This window comes from Acidovorax sp. Root267, assembly GCF_001429215.1.
Classification (GTDB): Bacteria; Pseudomonadota; Gammaproteobacteria; order Burkholderiales; family Burkholderiaceae_C; genus Acidovorax; species Acidovorax radicis.
This window is the reverse complement of sequence record NZ_LMJC01000029.1, coordinates 61,524-76,117: the sequence shown is the minus strand read 5'-3', so window position 1 is coordinate 76,117 and position 14,594 is coordinate 61,524. Positions and strand designations below refer to the sequence as shown.

The following is a 14,594-nucleotide window of genomic DNA, read 5'->3' as shown; positions in this document are numbered from 1 at the left end:
TGAGGAGGTTGTTTCACCAAAACAAGCTGCAGCAGCGTGCAACGCTGCCGAATGCGGAGCATTCGATGAGAGGAGGCCGCGTATGACGCAGAAGACGGCCCTCATCATGGCGGGTGGTACGGGCGGCCATATCTTCCCGGGCCTGGCCGTGGCCGAGGAACTGCGCGCGCGCGGCTGGCGCGTGCACTGGCTGGGCACGCCGGGCAGCATGGAGTCGCGCATCGTGCCCACACACGGCTTTGCGCTGGAGCTGATCGATTTTTCGGGCGTGCGCGGCAAGGGCCTCGTCACGCTGGCCCTGCTGCCGCTGCGCCTGTTGCGTGCCTTCTGGCAGGCGCTGGCCGTGGTGCGGCGTGTGAAACCCGACGTGGTGGTGGGCCTGGGCGGCTACATCACCTTTCCGGGCGGCATGATGGCTGTGCTGGCGGGCAAACCGCTCGTGCTGCACGAGCAGAACTCGGTGGCCGGCATGGCCAACAAGGTGCTGGCCGGTGTGGCAGACCGGGTTTTCACCGCTTTTCCCAACGTGTTCAAAAAGGGGCAGTGGGTGGGCAACCCGCTGCGCACCGCCTTCACCAGCAAGCCCGCACCGGCCGAACGCTTTGCACAACGCACCGGCCCACTACGCCTGTTGGTGGTGGGCGGCAGCCTGGGGGCGCGGGCATTGAACGAGATCGTGCCGCAAGCCGTCGCGCTGATGCCTGCCGACCAACGCCCCGTGGTCATCCACCAAAGCGGTGCGACGCAGATCGATGCACTGCGTTCCAACTACGCCGCGGCCGGCGTCGAGGCGGAATGCACTCCCTTCATCGACGACACCGCGAGTGCCTTTGCCGATGCCGACATCGTTGTTTGCCGCGCGGGCGCAAGCACCGTGACCGAGATCGCTGCCGTGGGCGCGGCGGCGGTTTTCGTGCCGTTCCCTTCGGCGGTGGACGACCACCAGACCACCAATGCGCAGTTTCTTGCGAACGCGGGCGGCGGCTGGCTGGTGCAGCAGCGCGACCTCACGCCCGAGGGTTTGGCTCAGATGCTATTGAATACAGAGCGCTCTACCTTGATGGATAAAGCGCTGAAGGCAAAAAACATGCAAAAAATCAACGCCACCCGCGAAGTGGTGACTGCCTGCGAGGAGTTGGCATGAAACACGCCATCCGCCACATCCATTTCGTCGGCCTGGGCGGCGCCGGCATGAGCGGCATCGCCGAGGTGCTGTTCAACCTGGGCTACCGCATCTCCGGTTCCGACCTGGCCGACAGCGCCACGCTGCGCCGCCTGCAGGGCCTGGGCATCAAGACCTGCCTGGGCCACGCGGCGGCGCACATCGACGGGGCCGATGCGGTGGTCACCTCCACCGCCGTGACGCCCGACAACCCCGAGGTGCTGGCTGCGCGCGAGAAGAAGATCCCCGTGGTGCCTCGCGCGCTCATGCTGGCTGAATTGATGCGCTTGAAGCAGGGCATCGCCATTGCCGGCACGCATGGCAAGACCACCACCACCAGCCTCGTGACCAGCGTGCTGGCCGAGGCGGGGCTGGACCCGACGTTTGTGATCGGGGGCAAGCTCAACAGCGCGGGCGCCAATGCCAAGCTGGGCAGCGGCGACTACATCGTGGTCGAGGCCGACGAGTCCGACGCGTCGTTCCTGAACCTGCTGCCCGTGATGGCGGTGGTGACCAACATCGATGCCGACCACATGGAGACCTATGGGCACGACTTCAGCCGGCTCAAGGGCGCATTCGTCGATTTCCTGCACCGCATGCCGTTCTACGGCACGGCGGTGTTGTGCGTGGACAGCCCGGCCGTGCGCGACATCCTGCAAAGCGTGACCTGCCCGATCACGAGCTACGGCTTCTCCGAAGACGCCCAGGTGCGCGCCATCGATGTGCGTGCCGAAGCCGGTCAGATGCGATTCACCGTGCAGCGGCGCAACGGCGTCACGCTGCCCGACATGGAAATCGTGCTCAACCTCGCGGGCGAGCACAACGTGCTCAACGCGCTGTCGGCCATTGCCGTGGCGGTGGAGCTCAACATCCCCGACGAGGCCGTGCAGCGTGCGCTGGCCGGCTTCAAGGGCGTGGGCCGGCGCTTCCAGCATTACGGTGATCTGCCCGCGAAGGACGGCGGCACGTTCACTGTCATTGATGACTACGGCCACCACCCGGTGGAGATGGCCGCCACGCTGGCGGCTGCGCGCGGCGCCTTCCCGGGCCGCCGCCTGGTGCTGGCCTTCCAGCCGCACCGCTACAGCCGCACGCGCGATTGCTTCGAGGATTTCGTGAAGGTCATTGGCAACGCCGACGCCGTGCTGCTGACCGAGGTGTATGCCGCCGGCGAAGCACCCGTGGTCGCCGCCGATGGCCGCTCGCTGGCCCGCGCACTGCGTGTGGCGGGCCGTGTGGAGCCGGTGTTCGTCGACAACGTGGCCGATCTGCCGCAAGCCATTGCCGACAACGCGCGCAACGGCGATGTGGTGATGTGCATGGGCGCAGGCTCCATTGGTGCAGTACCCGGCAAGGTGGTGGAGATGCTACAAAATAGTGAGCTAAAAGCGCTTGAAGGGAGCGCGCTATGACCATTTTTGATTCAAATATGGATGTGAAGTCACTCGGCAAAGTCGCCGTGTTGATGGGTGGCGACTCGGCCGAGCGGGAGGTCTCCCTCATGTCCGGCAGTGGCGTGCTGCAGGCCCTGCGTTCGCGGGGTGTGGACGCGCATGCGTTCGACCCTGCGCAGAACGCGCTGGGCGATCTCAAGCGCGATGGCTATGCGCGCTGCTTCATTGCACTGCATGGCCGCCATGGTGAAGACGGCACAGTGCAAGGCGCGCTGGAGCTGCTGGGCATTCCCTACACCGGCCCGGGCGTCATGGCCTCGGCCATCGCCATGGACAAGGTCATGACCAAGCGGGTGTGGCTGGCCGAGGGCTTGCCCACGCCACGCTATGTGTGGCTGGCGCCCGACCGCCAGCAGCGCGAGGTGGTGCGCACCGTGCCCGATGAGCTGGGTTTGCCACTGATCGTGAAGCCGCCCCGCGAGGGCTCGTCCATTGGCGTGACCAAGGTGCGTGGCTATTCGGACATGCAGGAGGCCGTGGCGCTCTCGGCGAAGTACGACCCCGACGTGCTCTGCGAAGAGTTCATCGACGGCGAGGAAGTGACCTGCCCGGTGCTGGGCCAGGGGGCAGACGCCCGCGCGCTGCCGGTGATCCGCATCGTGGCGCCCGATGGCGCCTACGACTACCAGAACAAGTACTTCACCGACGACGTGAAGTACCAGTGCCCGAGCGGCCTGCCCGAGGCCGAGGAACGCGAGATCCAGCGCATCGTGCTGGAGGCCTACCGCACGCTGGGTTGCCGGGGTTGGGGCCGCGCAGATCTGATGATCCGCGCCAGCGACCGCAAACCCTTCCTGCTGGAGATGAACACGTCCCCTGGCATGACCGGTCATTCGCTGGTACCCATGTCGGCACGGGCCTCGGGCATCAGCTATGAGGAACTGTGCCTGCGCATCCTGGCGGATGCAGCGTTGGACACTGCCCCAAGGCCGAAGGACGCCTGATGACCAACAGCCTGCCAACACCCCTGGACGTCAAGCTCATGAACCTGACCGCATCGGTCTTGTTCGTGGGCTGCGCCATGGCTGTGCTGGCGGCGGGTGCGTGGTGGGTGTTGCGCTACCCCGGCTTTGCCATCGCACGCATCGTGGTGCAGGGCGAGCTGGTGCACAACAACGCGGTGACCTTGCGGGCCAATGTGGCGCCGCACCTTGCAGGAAACTTTTTTACGGTGGACCTGCGGGCGGCCCGCAATGCCTTCGAGCAGGTGCCTTGGGTGCGCCGCGCCGACGTGCGGCGGGAGTACCCCGGCAGCCTGCGCGTGGAGCTGCAGGAGCATGACGCCGTGGCGTACTGGGGGCCCGAGAGCGGCTCGGCCCTGGTCAATCGCCAGGGCGAGGTGTTTGAGGCCAACGTGGGCGACGTGGAGCAGGACGGCTTGCCGCGCCTGCTGGGCCCTGTGGGCAGTTCGCCCGAGGTGCTGCTGATGCATGGGCTGCTGCAGCCGGTGTTCAAGCCGCTGGGCCTGGAAGTGGAGACGCTGGAGCTGACCGGGCGGGGCGGCTGGAGGGCCACGCTCGACAGCGACGCGGTGGTGGAACTGGGGGGCGGTACGCCGCAGGAGGTGGTGCAGCGCACGCAACGCTTCACGCGCACCCTGACGCAGGTGGCGGCGCAGTACGGGCGCCGCGTGGATGCCCTCGAGTCCGCCGATCTGCGGCATGCGGGGGGCTATGCGTTGCGCATGCGCGGTGTGAGCACCGTGGTTCCCGATGCCGCAGCGGCCGCTGGCGTCGTGCGCAGGAGGTGATGGCATGGATCAGCGGTGCATGGCGCAAAAAGCAGGTCGGTTCGTGAATGAGGCCGTGGGGCGGCGGGACAGAACAGAGAAGGGCAGAGACTGATATGGCAAGAGAATACAAAGACGTTGTGGTGGGGCTGGACATCGGCACCGCCAAGGTCATGGCCGTGGTGGCTGAGGTTCTGCCCAATGGCGAGCTCAAGCTCGCAGGTCTGGGCGTGGCCCCGAGCAACGGCTTGAAGCGTGGTGTGGTGGTCAACATCGACGCCACGGTGCAGAGCATCCAGCAGGCCCTCAAGGAGGCCGAGCTGATGGCCGACTGCAAGATCCAGCGCGTGTACACCGGTATCACTGGCAGCCACATTCGCGGCCTCAACTCCAGCGGCATGGTGGCCGTGAAGGACAAGGAAGTCACCTCGGCCGACGTGGCGCGTGTGGTGGAGACGGCCAAGGCCATCAACATCTCCAGCGACCAGCGCCTGCTGCTGGTGGAGCCGCAGGAATTCGTGATCGACGGGCAGGATGTGAAGGAGCCCATCGGCATGAGCGGCATCCGCCTGGAGGCCAAGATCCACATCGTGACCGGCGCGCAGAGTGCGGCCGAGAACATCATCAAGTGTGTGCGCCGCTGTGGCCTGGAGGTCGAGCAGCTCATGCTCAACCCCCTGGCCAGCAGCCAGGCCGTGCTGACGGATGACGAGCGCGAGCTGGGCGTGGTGGTGGTGGACATCGGTGCGGGCACCACGGACGTGGCGATCTTCACGGGCGGTGCGATCCGCCACACAGCGGTGATTCCGATTGCGGGCGACCTCATCACCAGCGACATCGCCATGGCATTGCGCACTCCCACGAAGGACGCAGAAGACATCAAGGTCGAGAGTGGCTACGCCAAGCAACTGCTGGCCGACCCCGAGAGCCAGGTCGAAGTGCCCGGCCTGGGCGACCGCAGCCCGCGCATGCTGAGCAAGCAGGCACTGGCGGGTGTGATCGAGCCGCGGGTGGAGGAGATCTTCTCGCTCGTGCAGCAGGTCATCCGCGAGTCGGGCTACGAAGAAGTGCTGTCCTCGGGCATCGTGCTTACGGGCGGCAGTTCGGTGATGCCGGGAATGATCGAACTGGGTGAGGACATCTTCCTCAAGCCCGTGCGGCGCGGCATTCCCAAGTATTCCAGTGCCCTGTCCGACATGGTGGCCCAGCCCCGAGCAGCCACTGTCATGGGCCTGCTCGAAGAAGCTCGCCTGGCACGGCTGCGCGGCTTCAAGGTGGCGCAAAAGAGCGGCTCCATGAAGACCGCGTTCGGGCGTTTCAAAGATTTCATCGTGGGGAATTTCTGACCATGAAATACCTAGGAATGAGCGCCGCCGGGCCGCCCCAAGGCGGGCAAGCCCCAATGGGGGGCAGCGCAGCACACGCAGTGGCAAGCGTGGGGGCCTTGTGGCTGGCGCGAGGGAGTCCCCACCAAACGCCGCGCGAGCGATGGCGATGTACAGGACCGCCGCGCTCTTCCCTACCAGGTACCCCAATCCCCATTTGGCAATTGCATACGAATATAGAAACAGGAGCTCCAACATGACCATCGAAATGATCGAAGCCGAAGAATTCAACCAGGGCACCCAGATCAAGGTGATCGGCGTGGGCGGCGGTGGCAGCAACGCCGTCGAGCACATGATCGCCCGCAGCGTGCAGGGCGTGGAGTTTGTCAGTGCCAACACCGACGCGCAGGCACTGACGCGCAGTTCGGCCCACCGTGTCATCCAGCTGGGCGGCAGCGGCCTGGGTGCGGGCGGCAAGCCAGAAAAGGCGCGCGATGCGGCCGAAGCTGCGGTGGACGACATCCGTGACGCCATCCAGGGCGCGCACATGCTGTTCATTACGGCCGGCATGGGCGGCGGCACCGGGACCGGGGCTGCTCCGGTGATCGCACGCGTGGCCAAGGAAATGGGAATCCTGACGGTGGGTGTGGTCACCAAGCCTTTCGATTGGGAAGGTGGCCGCCGCATGAAGAACGCCGACGATGGCCTGGCCGAGCTGGAAGCCAACGTGGACTCGCTGATCGTGGTGCTCAACGAGAAGCTGCTCGACGTGCTGGGCGACGACATCACCCAGGACGAAGCCTTTGCGCATGCCAACGACGTGCTCAAGAACGCCGTGGGTGGCATTGCTGAAATCATCAACGAGTACGGTCAGGTGAACGTCGACTTCGAAGACGTGCGCACCGTGATGGGCGAGCCTGGCAAGGCCATGATGGGCACGGCCACCGCCAGCGGCCCCGACCGCGCGCGCATCGCTGCGGAGCAGGCCATTGCCTGTCCACTGCTGGAAGGCATCGACCTGTCGGGCGCCAAGGGTGTGCTGGTGCTGGTCACGGCCAGCAAGGGCAGCCTCAAGCTGTCCGAGTCGCGCCAGGCCATGAACACCATCAACGCTTATGCCTCGACCGATGCACACGTCATCTTCGGCGCGGCCTACGACGAAACCCTGGGCGACGAGATCCGCGTGACCGTGGTGGCCACGGGGTTGTCGCGCGTCAACGCACGCCGCCAGCCTATCTCGGTGGTGCAGGGTGGCTTGCGCACGGGCACGGACAACATGGCCTATCAAATGCCCGTGGCTGGTGTCGGCACCCTGGGTGGTGCGGTGGGTGTGCAAGGCGGCCACGCTGGCAGCGCACAGGCCGACTACGGCAGCATGTCGGTGCCCAGCGTTTGGCGCACCAACCGCACGCAGGCGGCAGCCCGTGTGGACGCACTGTCGTCGGGTGGTATGGATGACCTGGAGATCCCGGCCTTCCTGCGCAAGCAAGCCGACTGATCGGAGGTCTCCGGTGGCCCACAGGGTGACTGTGGGACCCCAAGAATGAAAGAGGCCCTGCCAGCGTGAGCTGGCAGGGCCTCTTTTTTGTTGGCAGTGTGGGCTCTTGTGCTGGCTCAGGCCCTTGAGGCCCTCAGCACCCCTGGCTTAGAAGGACTCCCAATCGTCGTTGTTGTCTGCGGCAGGCTTGGGGCTGCTGGCCTTGGGGGGCAGCGCTGCTGCCGGTGCCTTGGCGGCTGGAGCGGGTGGGCGGGGGGCCGCAGCCTTGGCCAGTGCGGGGCGTGGTGCCGCGGCGCGTACGGGGGCCGGTGCCGGACGGGGTGTCGCCGAAGGCACGGGCCGGCTTGCCGGCATGGGGGCAGGTGCCGAGGCATTGCTGCCATTCACCCGGAACAACGCGACCACCTGGGTGAGTTTCATGGCCTGCTCGCGCAGGCTGTCTGCGGCGGCGGTGGATTGTTCCACCAGGGCCGAGTTCTGCTGCGTCATCTGGTCGAGCTGGTTCATGGTGGTGTTGACCTGCGCAATCCCCTGGCTTTGCTCAGAGGTGGCGGAGCGGATCTCTCCAATGATGTCGGTCACGCGCTGAACGCTGTCCACGATCTCGGTCATGGTGGCGCCCGCATTGCCCACCAGTTGCGTGCCCGATGCCACTTTTTCGACCGATGCGCCAATCAGGGTCTTGATCTCCTTGGCGGCTTCTGCACTGCGTTGGGCCAGGCTGCGCACCTCGCTGGCCACCACGGCAAAGCCCCGGCCCTGCTCGCCCGCACGGGCGGCTTCCACTGCGGCATTCAAGGCCAGGATGTTGGTCTGAAAGGCAATGCCATCGATGACACCGATGATGTCGCTGATCTTGTTGCTGCTGGCGTTGATGTCCTGCATGGTGGCCACCACCCGCGACACCACCTCGCCCCCGCGTGCCGCGACGGCAGCGGCCGACGTTGCCATCTGGTTGGCGGTCTGTGCGGATTCCGAGGTCTGCTTGACGGTGCTGGTCAGCTCTTCCATGCTGCTCGCGGTGCTCTGCAGGTTGCTGGCCGTGTCTTCGGTGCGGTGGGCGAGGTCATTGTTGCCCTGGGCAATCTCGCTGGACGCGGTGGCGATGCTGTCGGTGGCGGAGCGTACGTCGGTGACCAGCTTGCGCAGCGAGGTGACCATGTGGGCCAGGCCGTCGAGCATCGAGCCCGGGTGGGCCGTGGGGATTGGGGTATCGAGGTTGCCCTGGGCCACTTCCGACATGATGGCGATGGCGTCGGTGGGCTCTCCCCCGATCTGGCGCAATACCGACCGCGACACCATCATGCCAATGGCGCCGACGACCAGAAACACGACCACCACCATGGCCAGGCTCGACAGCAGGGCTTGGCGCAGCAGCACATCCACGTCGTCGGTGTAAAGGCCTGAGCCAACCATCCAGTTCCAGCCGTCCACCCGGACGATGTACTGCAGCTTGGGCTGGGGTGTCGTTTGACCCGGGCGGGCAAACATTGTGGGGACAAAGGCCTTGCCGTCCTTGCTGTTGCGGATGCCGTTCACGAGCAGGCCAATGATGTCCACCCCCGAACCATCCTTGACCTTGCCCAGCATGTCCTGCCCGTCCCACTCGGTCTTGAAGGGGTGCATCACCCCGACGCCCTCGGTGGTCCAGATGTAGAAGTACTCGGTTTTTCCGTCGGCACCGCCATAGCGGGCAATGCGCAGGGCGTCCTTGGCGGCCTTCTGTGCTTCTTCCTGGGGCATGGCGCCGCTGGCGGCCTTGGCCTGGTAGGCGGCGACGATGCTGTGGGCGGACTGGACGGCCGTGGTCAGCAACTCCTTGCGCGACTCGCTGATCAGCCGTCGTTCCTGCAGCAAGGACATGATGGCCATGATCAGCAGCGCAGCCAGTGCGGTGCCGATCATGAGCATGATTTTCATTTTGAAGCTGAGCTTGCTCATGGGAGTCTCCTGTGGGGCGTTTGCGGTGTGTTCATGTTGTGTCTTTTAAGGCCCGCCGACCCCAAATTGTGCGGCGAACCCTGGGGCATGTGCTGTAGGTGAAAACGCGGCGGTGGTTCCGGGGGCGGTGTTGGTGAGGCTGGCAAGACCTCAGCGTGTGCGGGGCGGGGCGCCAGAAACTAAAATGCCGAGATGCTCCAGCAACGCACCCTCAAGACACTGACCCGGGCCGTAGGCGTCGGGCTGCACAGCGGCCAGCGGGTCGAGTTGACCCTGCGGCCCGCGCAGCCGGACACGGGTATCGTGTTCCGGCGGGTTGACCTGCCCCAGCCGGTGGACATCCCGATCCGGGCCGAAGCGGTGACGGACACGCGGCTGGCGTCCACCATCGCGGTGGGCAATGCCAAGGTACACACGGTGGAGCACCTGATGTCGGCCTGTGCGGGCCTGGGCATCGACAATCTCTATGTGGACATCACTGCGGAAGAGGTGCCCATCCTTGACGGGTCTTCGGCTTCCTTCGTTTTCCTGCTGCAGAGCGCGGGGGTCGAATTGCAGAACGCGCCCAAGCGTTTCATCCGCGTCACCCGGCCTGTGGAAGTGCGCGAGGGCGAGGGCGCCAACGCCAAGTGGGCGCGCCTCACTCCCTACCACGGCTACAAGCTCAGCTTCGAGATCGACTTTGACCACCCTGCGGTGGATTCCACCGGCCAGCGTGTGGAGTTTGACCTGGGGGCGGGCAACTACAGCCGTGACATTGCCCGCGCACGCACCTTTGGCTTCACCCGCGATGTCGAAATGATGCGCTCCAACGGCCTGGCGCTGGGCGGGGGCTTGGACAACGCCATCGTGATGGACGACTACAAAGTGCTCAACAGCGACGGCCTGCGCTACGACGACGAGTTCGTGAAGCACAAGATCCTGGACGCCATGGGCGATTTGTACCTGATTGGGAAACCGCTGCTGGCTGCGTACAGCGCGTTCCGTTCGGGCCATGCCATGAACAACCTGCTGCTGCGCGAGCTGCTGGCCCAGCGCGATGCCTGGGAAGTAGTCACCTTCGAGGACGAGCGCCAGGCTCCAAGCGGCTTTGTGCAGCCTGCGCGCGCCTGGTAGCGATGAAGCACTCCCTGAGTCGCTTCGCGCCTTCCCCCTCTCTCGTTGCGGGAGGGGAACAACGCCGTCGCTGCGAGGCGCCTCTTGCTGGGCATCCCTGGCCCATGCCGCGTCAGTTTTCAAGGCGCGGGGGATTCGTGAAATGCTGATCTTCCGCTGGCTGGCCATGCTGCTGCTTCTGGCGGCTGCCGTGTCGTTTGCGTTTTATGCGGGCACCGGCCAGGCGCGCTACAAGCGTCTGGGGCTCGTCATCCTCAAATGGACGGTGATCGCAGCCGTCTTCTTCTTTGCGGTGATCCTCATCGGCCGTTTGGCCTGACCGTACGGCCGAAGTGCGGCTGGGGCCTCTTTTTCTTCTGGCCTATACTCGCGCCTGCTCCGGGGTGTGCGTAAGCGCTGAGATGCGAGGCGGCTGAAGAAATTCGGCAGGCCTCGCGAACCCGACGAACTTGATCCGGTTCATACCGGCGGAAGAAGAGCCGACCTCCTTGTCTCCGTGCCCGCAGTCCCTGCTGGCACGCGATGCCTCAGGTGCCGCCGCACCCGAGGGGCGCACAGGTCCATTCCGGAGCAGCACCTACCGCCACCGGAACCAGGAGACCTGCCCATGAACGCCCCCGACCCCCACGCCAAGCTGGCCACCCCCGAGAAGTTCGCCGAGTTGCTCGCAAGCACGCGCGAACCCTTTCCTGCATCGCGCAAGGCCTACCTGCCCGGCCACCTGCACACCGGTCTGCGCGTGCCCGTGCGCGACATTGCGCTGACCAATGGCGAACTGGTCAGCGTGTACGACACCTCCGGCCCGTATACCGACCCCGAGGCTGCGATCGATGTGCGCAAGGGCCTGTCCAGCGTGCGAGGTGGCTGGATCACCGGCCGTGGTGATGTGGAGCACTACGAAGGCCGCGCGCCTGTGGCGCTGGACGACGGCCAAAAGAGCGAAGACGCCACCCGCCTGGCCCAGCTGCGCGCCGAGGCCGCCGCGCTGCAGCGCAAGCCTCTGCGGGCCAAAAGTGGTGCTAATGTGACGCAGATGCACTACGCCCGCAAAGGCATCATCACCCCCGAGATGGAATACGTGGCCATTCGCGAAAACGGCAAGCGCGAGTGGATGGAGCAGTACATGGCCGACGCTGGCCGTGAGCAGCGCCTCATGGGTAACCCCCTGGGGGCCAGCATCCCGCGCATCATCACCCCCGAGTTCGTGCGCGACGAAGTGGCCCGGGGCCGCGCCATCATCCCCGCCAACATCAACCACCCCGAGGTGGAGCCGATGGCGATTGGCCGCAACTTCCTGGTCAAGATCAACGCCAACATCGGCAACTCGGCCGTCACGTCGAGCATTGAAGAGGAAGTGGAAAAGCTCGTGTGGGCGATCCGCTGGGGCGCTGACAACGTGATGGACCTGTCGACCGGCAAGAACATCCACACCACGCGCGACTGGATCGTGCGCAACAGCCCGGTGCCCATCGGCACCGTGCCGATCTACCAGGCGCTGGAGAAGGTGGGTGGCGTGGCCGAAGACCTGACCTGGGAAATCTTCCGCGACACGCTCATCGAGCAGGCCGAGCAGGGGGTGGACTACTTCACCATCCACGCGGGTGTGCGCCTGGCCTACATCCACCTCACGGCCAACCGCCGCACGGGCATCGTCTCGCGCGGGGGCTCCATCATGGCCAAGTGGTGCATGACGCACCACCGAGAGAGCTTCCTGTACGAGCACTTCGAGGACATCTGCGACATCATGAAGGCATACGACGTGTCGTTCAGCCTGGGTGATGGCCTGCGCCCCGGCTGCGCTTCAGACGCCAACGACGAAGCCCAGTTTGCCGAGCTGCACACGCTGGGCGAGCTCACGCAAGTGGCCTGGAAACACGACGTGCAGACCATGATCGAAGGCCCCGGCCATGTGCCCATGCACATGATCCAGGCCAACATGACCGAGCAGCTCAAGACCTGTCACGAGGCGCCTTTCTACACTCTGGGCCCGCTGACGATCGACATCGCACCGGGCTACGACCACATTGCCTCGGCCATCGGCGCGGCCATGATCGGCTGGATGGGCACGGCCATGCTGTGCTACGTGACACCCAAGGAGCACCTGGGCCTGCCCGACCGCGACGACGTGAAGCAAGGGATCATTGCGTACAAGATCGCCGCCCACGCTGCCGATGTGGCCAAGGGACACCCGGGCGCCCGCTCGCGCGACGACGCGCTGAGCCAGGCGCGCTTCGACTTCCGCTGGCAAGACCAGTTCAACCTGGGCCTGGACCCGGAGACCGCCAAGGAATACCACGACGAAACCCTGCCCAAGGACTCGGCCAAGGTGGCGCATTTCTGCTCGATGTGTGGACCGAAGTTCTGCTCGATGAAGATCACGCAGGAAGTGCGCGACTTTGCTGCGCAAAAAGGCATGGCGGAGGCGGATGCCCTGGCCCAGGGCATGGAGACCAAGGCGGTGGAATTCCAGCGCCTGGGCGGGCAGCTCTACATTCCTGTAACACCGGCTGCATAAGCCCGCCTACTACCCCCGGGGATTCCCTGCACCAGGGCCCGGGGCCGTGCTTACCCTGTGCGGCAGACGACAGCGCTCGCTCTATAGTCCCGCCCACCCCCGGTTCAGAAGATCGGGAGGATGGTGTGTGGCACTAAATTTGCTATGCTGAGTTGTCTGTTAAAAAATGTAAGGAAGAGCCATGAATGCTCTCGGCCGCTTCTCCATCCGCACGCGCCTTTACTTCGGGACCGTTTTTTCCCTGATTCTTCTCGTTGTCATTGGCGCCATGGGTTATGTGGCGCTGGACCGCACGCGCGGCACGCTGCAGGTGCTGTTCTCGCAGCGAGTGCAGACCCTCACGGACATGTCGGATCTGCGCACCACGCTGGGGGACCTGCGCCGGACCGAAAAAGACATCATCATCAATTTCAACAACTCGGTGGAGGTCTCGGCCTTGCGCGAGTCCTGGGCCAAGACCCTGGCCGCCCTGCGCAAGAGCCTGGCCGATGTGCGCCAGGTCCAGTCGGGCGACACGGAGTTCGTCGCGTCCATCGATAAATCCCTGGACGAGATCAAGCAGTACGAAACTGGCATCTCGCCGATCTTCGAGCAGATTGAGCGTGCCCAGCTCGATGGTGCAGGCGGTGGTGCCTACGCAGACCGCCTGAAAGTGCACATGGAGGCCACCGACAAGCTGTTCTCCAGCCTGTCCGCCACGGCCCGTGCGCGGATGGATGAAGCCCGCGAAGGTGTGGAGTCGCGCACCTCCACGATGTCTGCCCTCATTGGCATCGGGCTGCTGCTCGGGCTGGCGGTACTGATTCCGCTCACGTTTTTCAGCGTGCGCTCCATTACCCGGTCCCTGGGCCAGGCGCAGGAGCTGGCCGACCGCATTGCCAGTGGCGACCTCTCGCGGGACGTGGCGGCCATGAACCAGGACGAGGTCGGCCAGCTGGTTTCGGCCATGGGCCGCATGCAGGATGCCCTGCGTGGCCTGGTGCGCCAGGTGCAGGACTCGGCAGGCAACATCACCACCGCCAGCTCCGAGATCGCCAGCGGCAACCACGACCTGAGCCACCGCACCGAGCAGACAGCGGCCAACCTGGAGGAAACAGCCTCGTCCATGGAGCTGTTGACCAGCACCGTGCAGCAAAGCGCGCAGTCCTCCCGCCAGGCCAGCGACTTCGCCTCGTCGGCCGCCGAAGTGGCCGCGCGTGGTGGTGCCGTGGTGTCGCAGGTGGTCACCACCATGGACCAGATCACCACCAGCTCGCGCAAGATCGCCGACATCACGGGCGTGATCGACTCCATTGCATTCCAGACCAACATCCTCGCGCTCAACGCCGCCGTCGAGGCCGCGCGCGCCGGCGAACAGGGCCGGGGTTTTGCCGTGGTGGCGAGCGAGGTGCGCAACCTTGCGCAGCGCAGTGCCGAGGCGGCCAAGGAGATCAAGGGCCTGATCGGTTCGTCGGTGGAACGCGTCGAAGACGGCTCGCGCCTGGTCAGTCAGGCCGGGCAGACCATGACCGAGATCGTCAGCAGCGTGCGCCGGGTGTCCGACATCATTGCGGAGATCACCGCCTCGTCGGCCGAGCAAAGCGACAACATCGGCCAGATCAGCCAAGCCGTGGGCCAGCTCGACCAGATGACGCAGCAGAACGCCGCGCTGGTGGAAGAGTCCACCGCTGCTTCCGAGTCGCTGCGCGAACAGGCCCTGCACCTGAGCAGCGCGGTCAGTCAGTTCAAGCTGCAGGACGGCGGTGTTTCCACACCATCGGCCTTCAGCGCGGCAGCAGCAGCGCCCTCTGCACCAGCCGTGGCCCAGGCGCCGCGCCGGCCCGCGCTGCGGATACGGTAGTTTTAGGTATTTTT

11 protein-coding genes and 1 riboswitch are annotated in these 14,594 nt (G+C 65.3%); of the genes, 10 read left to right on the top strand and 1 reads right to left on the bottom strand.

Translation table 11 applies throughout. The features are described from left to right. Positions 1 to 82: 82 nt before the first annotated feature. The 6 genes from murG to ftsZ all read left to right on the top strand — a co-directional run bounded on the left by murG (position 83) and on the right by ftsZ (position 7,168). Entirely contained in the window at positions 83 to 1,144 is a 1,062-nt protein-coding gene (gene murG / locus ASE39_RS16735; RefSeq protein WP_057271897.1) for an undecaprenyldiphospho-muramoylpentapeptide beta-N-acetylglucosaminyltransferase, read from the top strand. Beyond that, positions 1,141 to 2,574: a UDP-N-acetylmuramate--L-alanine ligase gene (gene murC, locus ASE39_RS16730; protein ID WP_057229080.1), complete on the top strand. Its 1,434-nt coding sequence runs from the start codon at positions 1,141 to 1,143 to the stop codon at positions 2,572 to 2,574. The genes murG and murC overlap by 4 nt, the downstream gene beginning before the upstream one ends. After that, positions 2,571 to 3,560 (top strand): D-alanine--D-alanine ligase, encoded by a 990-nt coding sequence (locus tag ASE39_RS16725; RefSeq protein ID WP_198928143.1) that lies wholly within the window; start codon positions 2,571 to 2,573, stop codon positions 3,558 to 3,560. The genes murC and ASE39_RS16725 overlap by 4 nt, the downstream gene beginning before the upstream one ends. Next, positions 3,560 to 4,366 (top strand): cell division protein FtsQ/DivIB, encoded by an 807-nt coding sequence (locus ASE39_RS16720; protein WP_057271896.1) that lies wholly within the window; start codon positions 3,560 to 3,562, stop codon positions 4,364 to 4,366. Before ASE39_RS16725 ends, ASE39_RS16720 begins: the two co-directional genes overlap by 1 nt. 95 nt (positions 4,367 to 4,461) lie before the next feature. After that, positions 4,462 to 5,691: a cell division protein FtsA gene (ftsA, locus tag ASE39_RS16715; protein ID WP_010462329.1), complete on the top strand. Its 1,230-nt coding sequence runs from the start codon at positions 4,462 to 4,464 to the stop codon at positions 5,689 to 5,691. Positions 5,692 to 5,926: 235 nt separating this feature from the next. Further along, positions 5,927 to 7,168, top strand: coding sequence for a cell division protein FtsZ (gene ftsZ / locus ASE39_RS16710; RefSeq protein WP_010462327.1), 1,242 nt, complete (start codon positions 5,927 to 5,929; stop codon positions 7,166 to 7,168). Between the two features lie 147 nt (positions 7,169 to 7,315). Here the strand turns inward: ftsZ and ASE39_RS16705 are convergent, their stop codons facing one another. Then, positions 7,316 to 9,109 (bottom strand): methyl-accepting chemotaxis protein, encoded by a 1,794-nt coding sequence (locus ASE39_RS16705; protein ID WP_057271895.1) that lies wholly within the window; start codon positions 9,107 to 9,109, stop codon positions 7,316 to 7,318. A gap of 192 nt (positions 9,110 to 9,301) precedes the next feature. Between ASE39_RS16705 and lpxC the strand changes: the two genes are divergently transcribed. The 4 genes from lpxC (at position 9,302) to ASE39_RS16690 (ending at position 14,580) form a co-directional block, all read left to right on the top strand. Then, positions 9,302 to 10,225 carry a UDP-3-O-acyl-N-acetylglucosamine deacetylase gene (gene lpxC / locus ASE39_RS16700; RefSeq protein ID WP_010462323.1) on the top strand — a complete coding sequence of 308 codons (924 nt, stop codon included), beginning with the start codon at positions 9,302 to 9,304 and terminating at the stop codon, positions 10,223 to 10,225. Positions 10,226 to 10,367: 142 nt separating this feature from the next. Beyond that, positions 10,368 to 10,544 (top strand): hypothetical protein, encoded by a 177-nt coding sequence (locus tag ASE39_RS26920; RefSeq protein WP_010462321.1) that lies wholly within the window; start codon positions 10,368 to 10,370, stop codon positions 10,542 to 10,544. 50 nt (positions 10,545 to 10,594) lie between these two features. After that, positions 10,595 to 10,718: riboswitch (TPP riboswitch) on the top strand. A 141-nt stretch (positions 10,719 to 10,859) separates the two neighbouring features. After that, the gene (gene thiC, locus ASE39_RS16695; protein ID WP_140426829.1) at positions 10,860 to 12,740 is read left to right on the top strand and encodes a phosphomethylpyrimidine synthase ThiC; all 1,881 of its coding nucleotides are present in this window, start codon (positions 10,860 to 10,862) and stop codon (positions 12,738 to 12,740) included. Positions 12,741 to 12,921: 181 nt separating this feature from the next. Next, positions 12,922 to 14,580: a methyl-accepting chemotaxis protein gene (locus tag ASE39_RS16690; RefSeq protein ID WP_057229072.1), complete on the top strand. Its 1,659-nt coding sequence runs from the start codon at positions 12,922 to 12,924 to the stop codon at positions 14,578 to 14,580. Positions 14,581 to 14,594: the final 14 nt, after the last annotated feature.

Bases quoted from the DNA above. Each gene is read 5' to 3' on its own strand.
- murG (WP_057271897.1), top strand. From the start codon at position 83: ATGACGCAGAAGACGGCCCTCATCATGGCGGGTGGTACGGGCGGCCAT.
- murC (WP_057229080.1), top strand. From the start codon at position 1,141: ATGAAACACGCCATCCGCCACATCCATTTCGTCGGCCTGGGCGGCGCC.
- ASE39_RS16725 (WP_198928143.1), top strand. From the start codon at position 2,571: ATGACCATTTTTGATTCAAATATGGATGTGAAGTCACTCGGCAAAGTC.
- ASE39_RS16720 (WP_057271896.1), top strand. From the start codon at position 3,560: ATGACCAACAGCCTGCCAACACCCCTGGACGTCAAGCTCATGAACCTG.
- ftsA (WP_010462329.1), top strand. From the start codon at position 4,462: ATGGCAAGAGAATACAAAGACGTTGTGGTGGGGCTGGACATCGGCACC.
- ftsZ (WP_010462327.1), top strand. From the start codon at position 5,927: ATGACCATCGAAATGATCGAAGCCGAAGAATTCAACCAGGGCACCCAG.
- ASE39_RS16705 (WP_057271895.1), bottom strand. From the start codon at position 9,109: ATGAGCAAGCTCAGCTTCAAAATGAAAATCATGCTCATGATCGGCACC.
- lpxC (WP_010462323.1), top strand. From the start codon at position 9,302: ATGCTCCAGCAACGCACCCTCAAGACACTGACCCGGGCCGTAGGCGTC.
- ASE39_RS26920 (WP_010462321.1), top strand. From the start codon at position 10,368: ATGCTGATCTTCCGCTGGCTGGCCATGCTGCTGCTTCTGGCGGCTGCC.
- ASE39_RS16690 (WP_057229072.1), top strand. From the start codon at position 12,922: ATGAATGCTCTCGGCCGCTTCTCCATCCGCACGCGCCTTTACTTCGGG.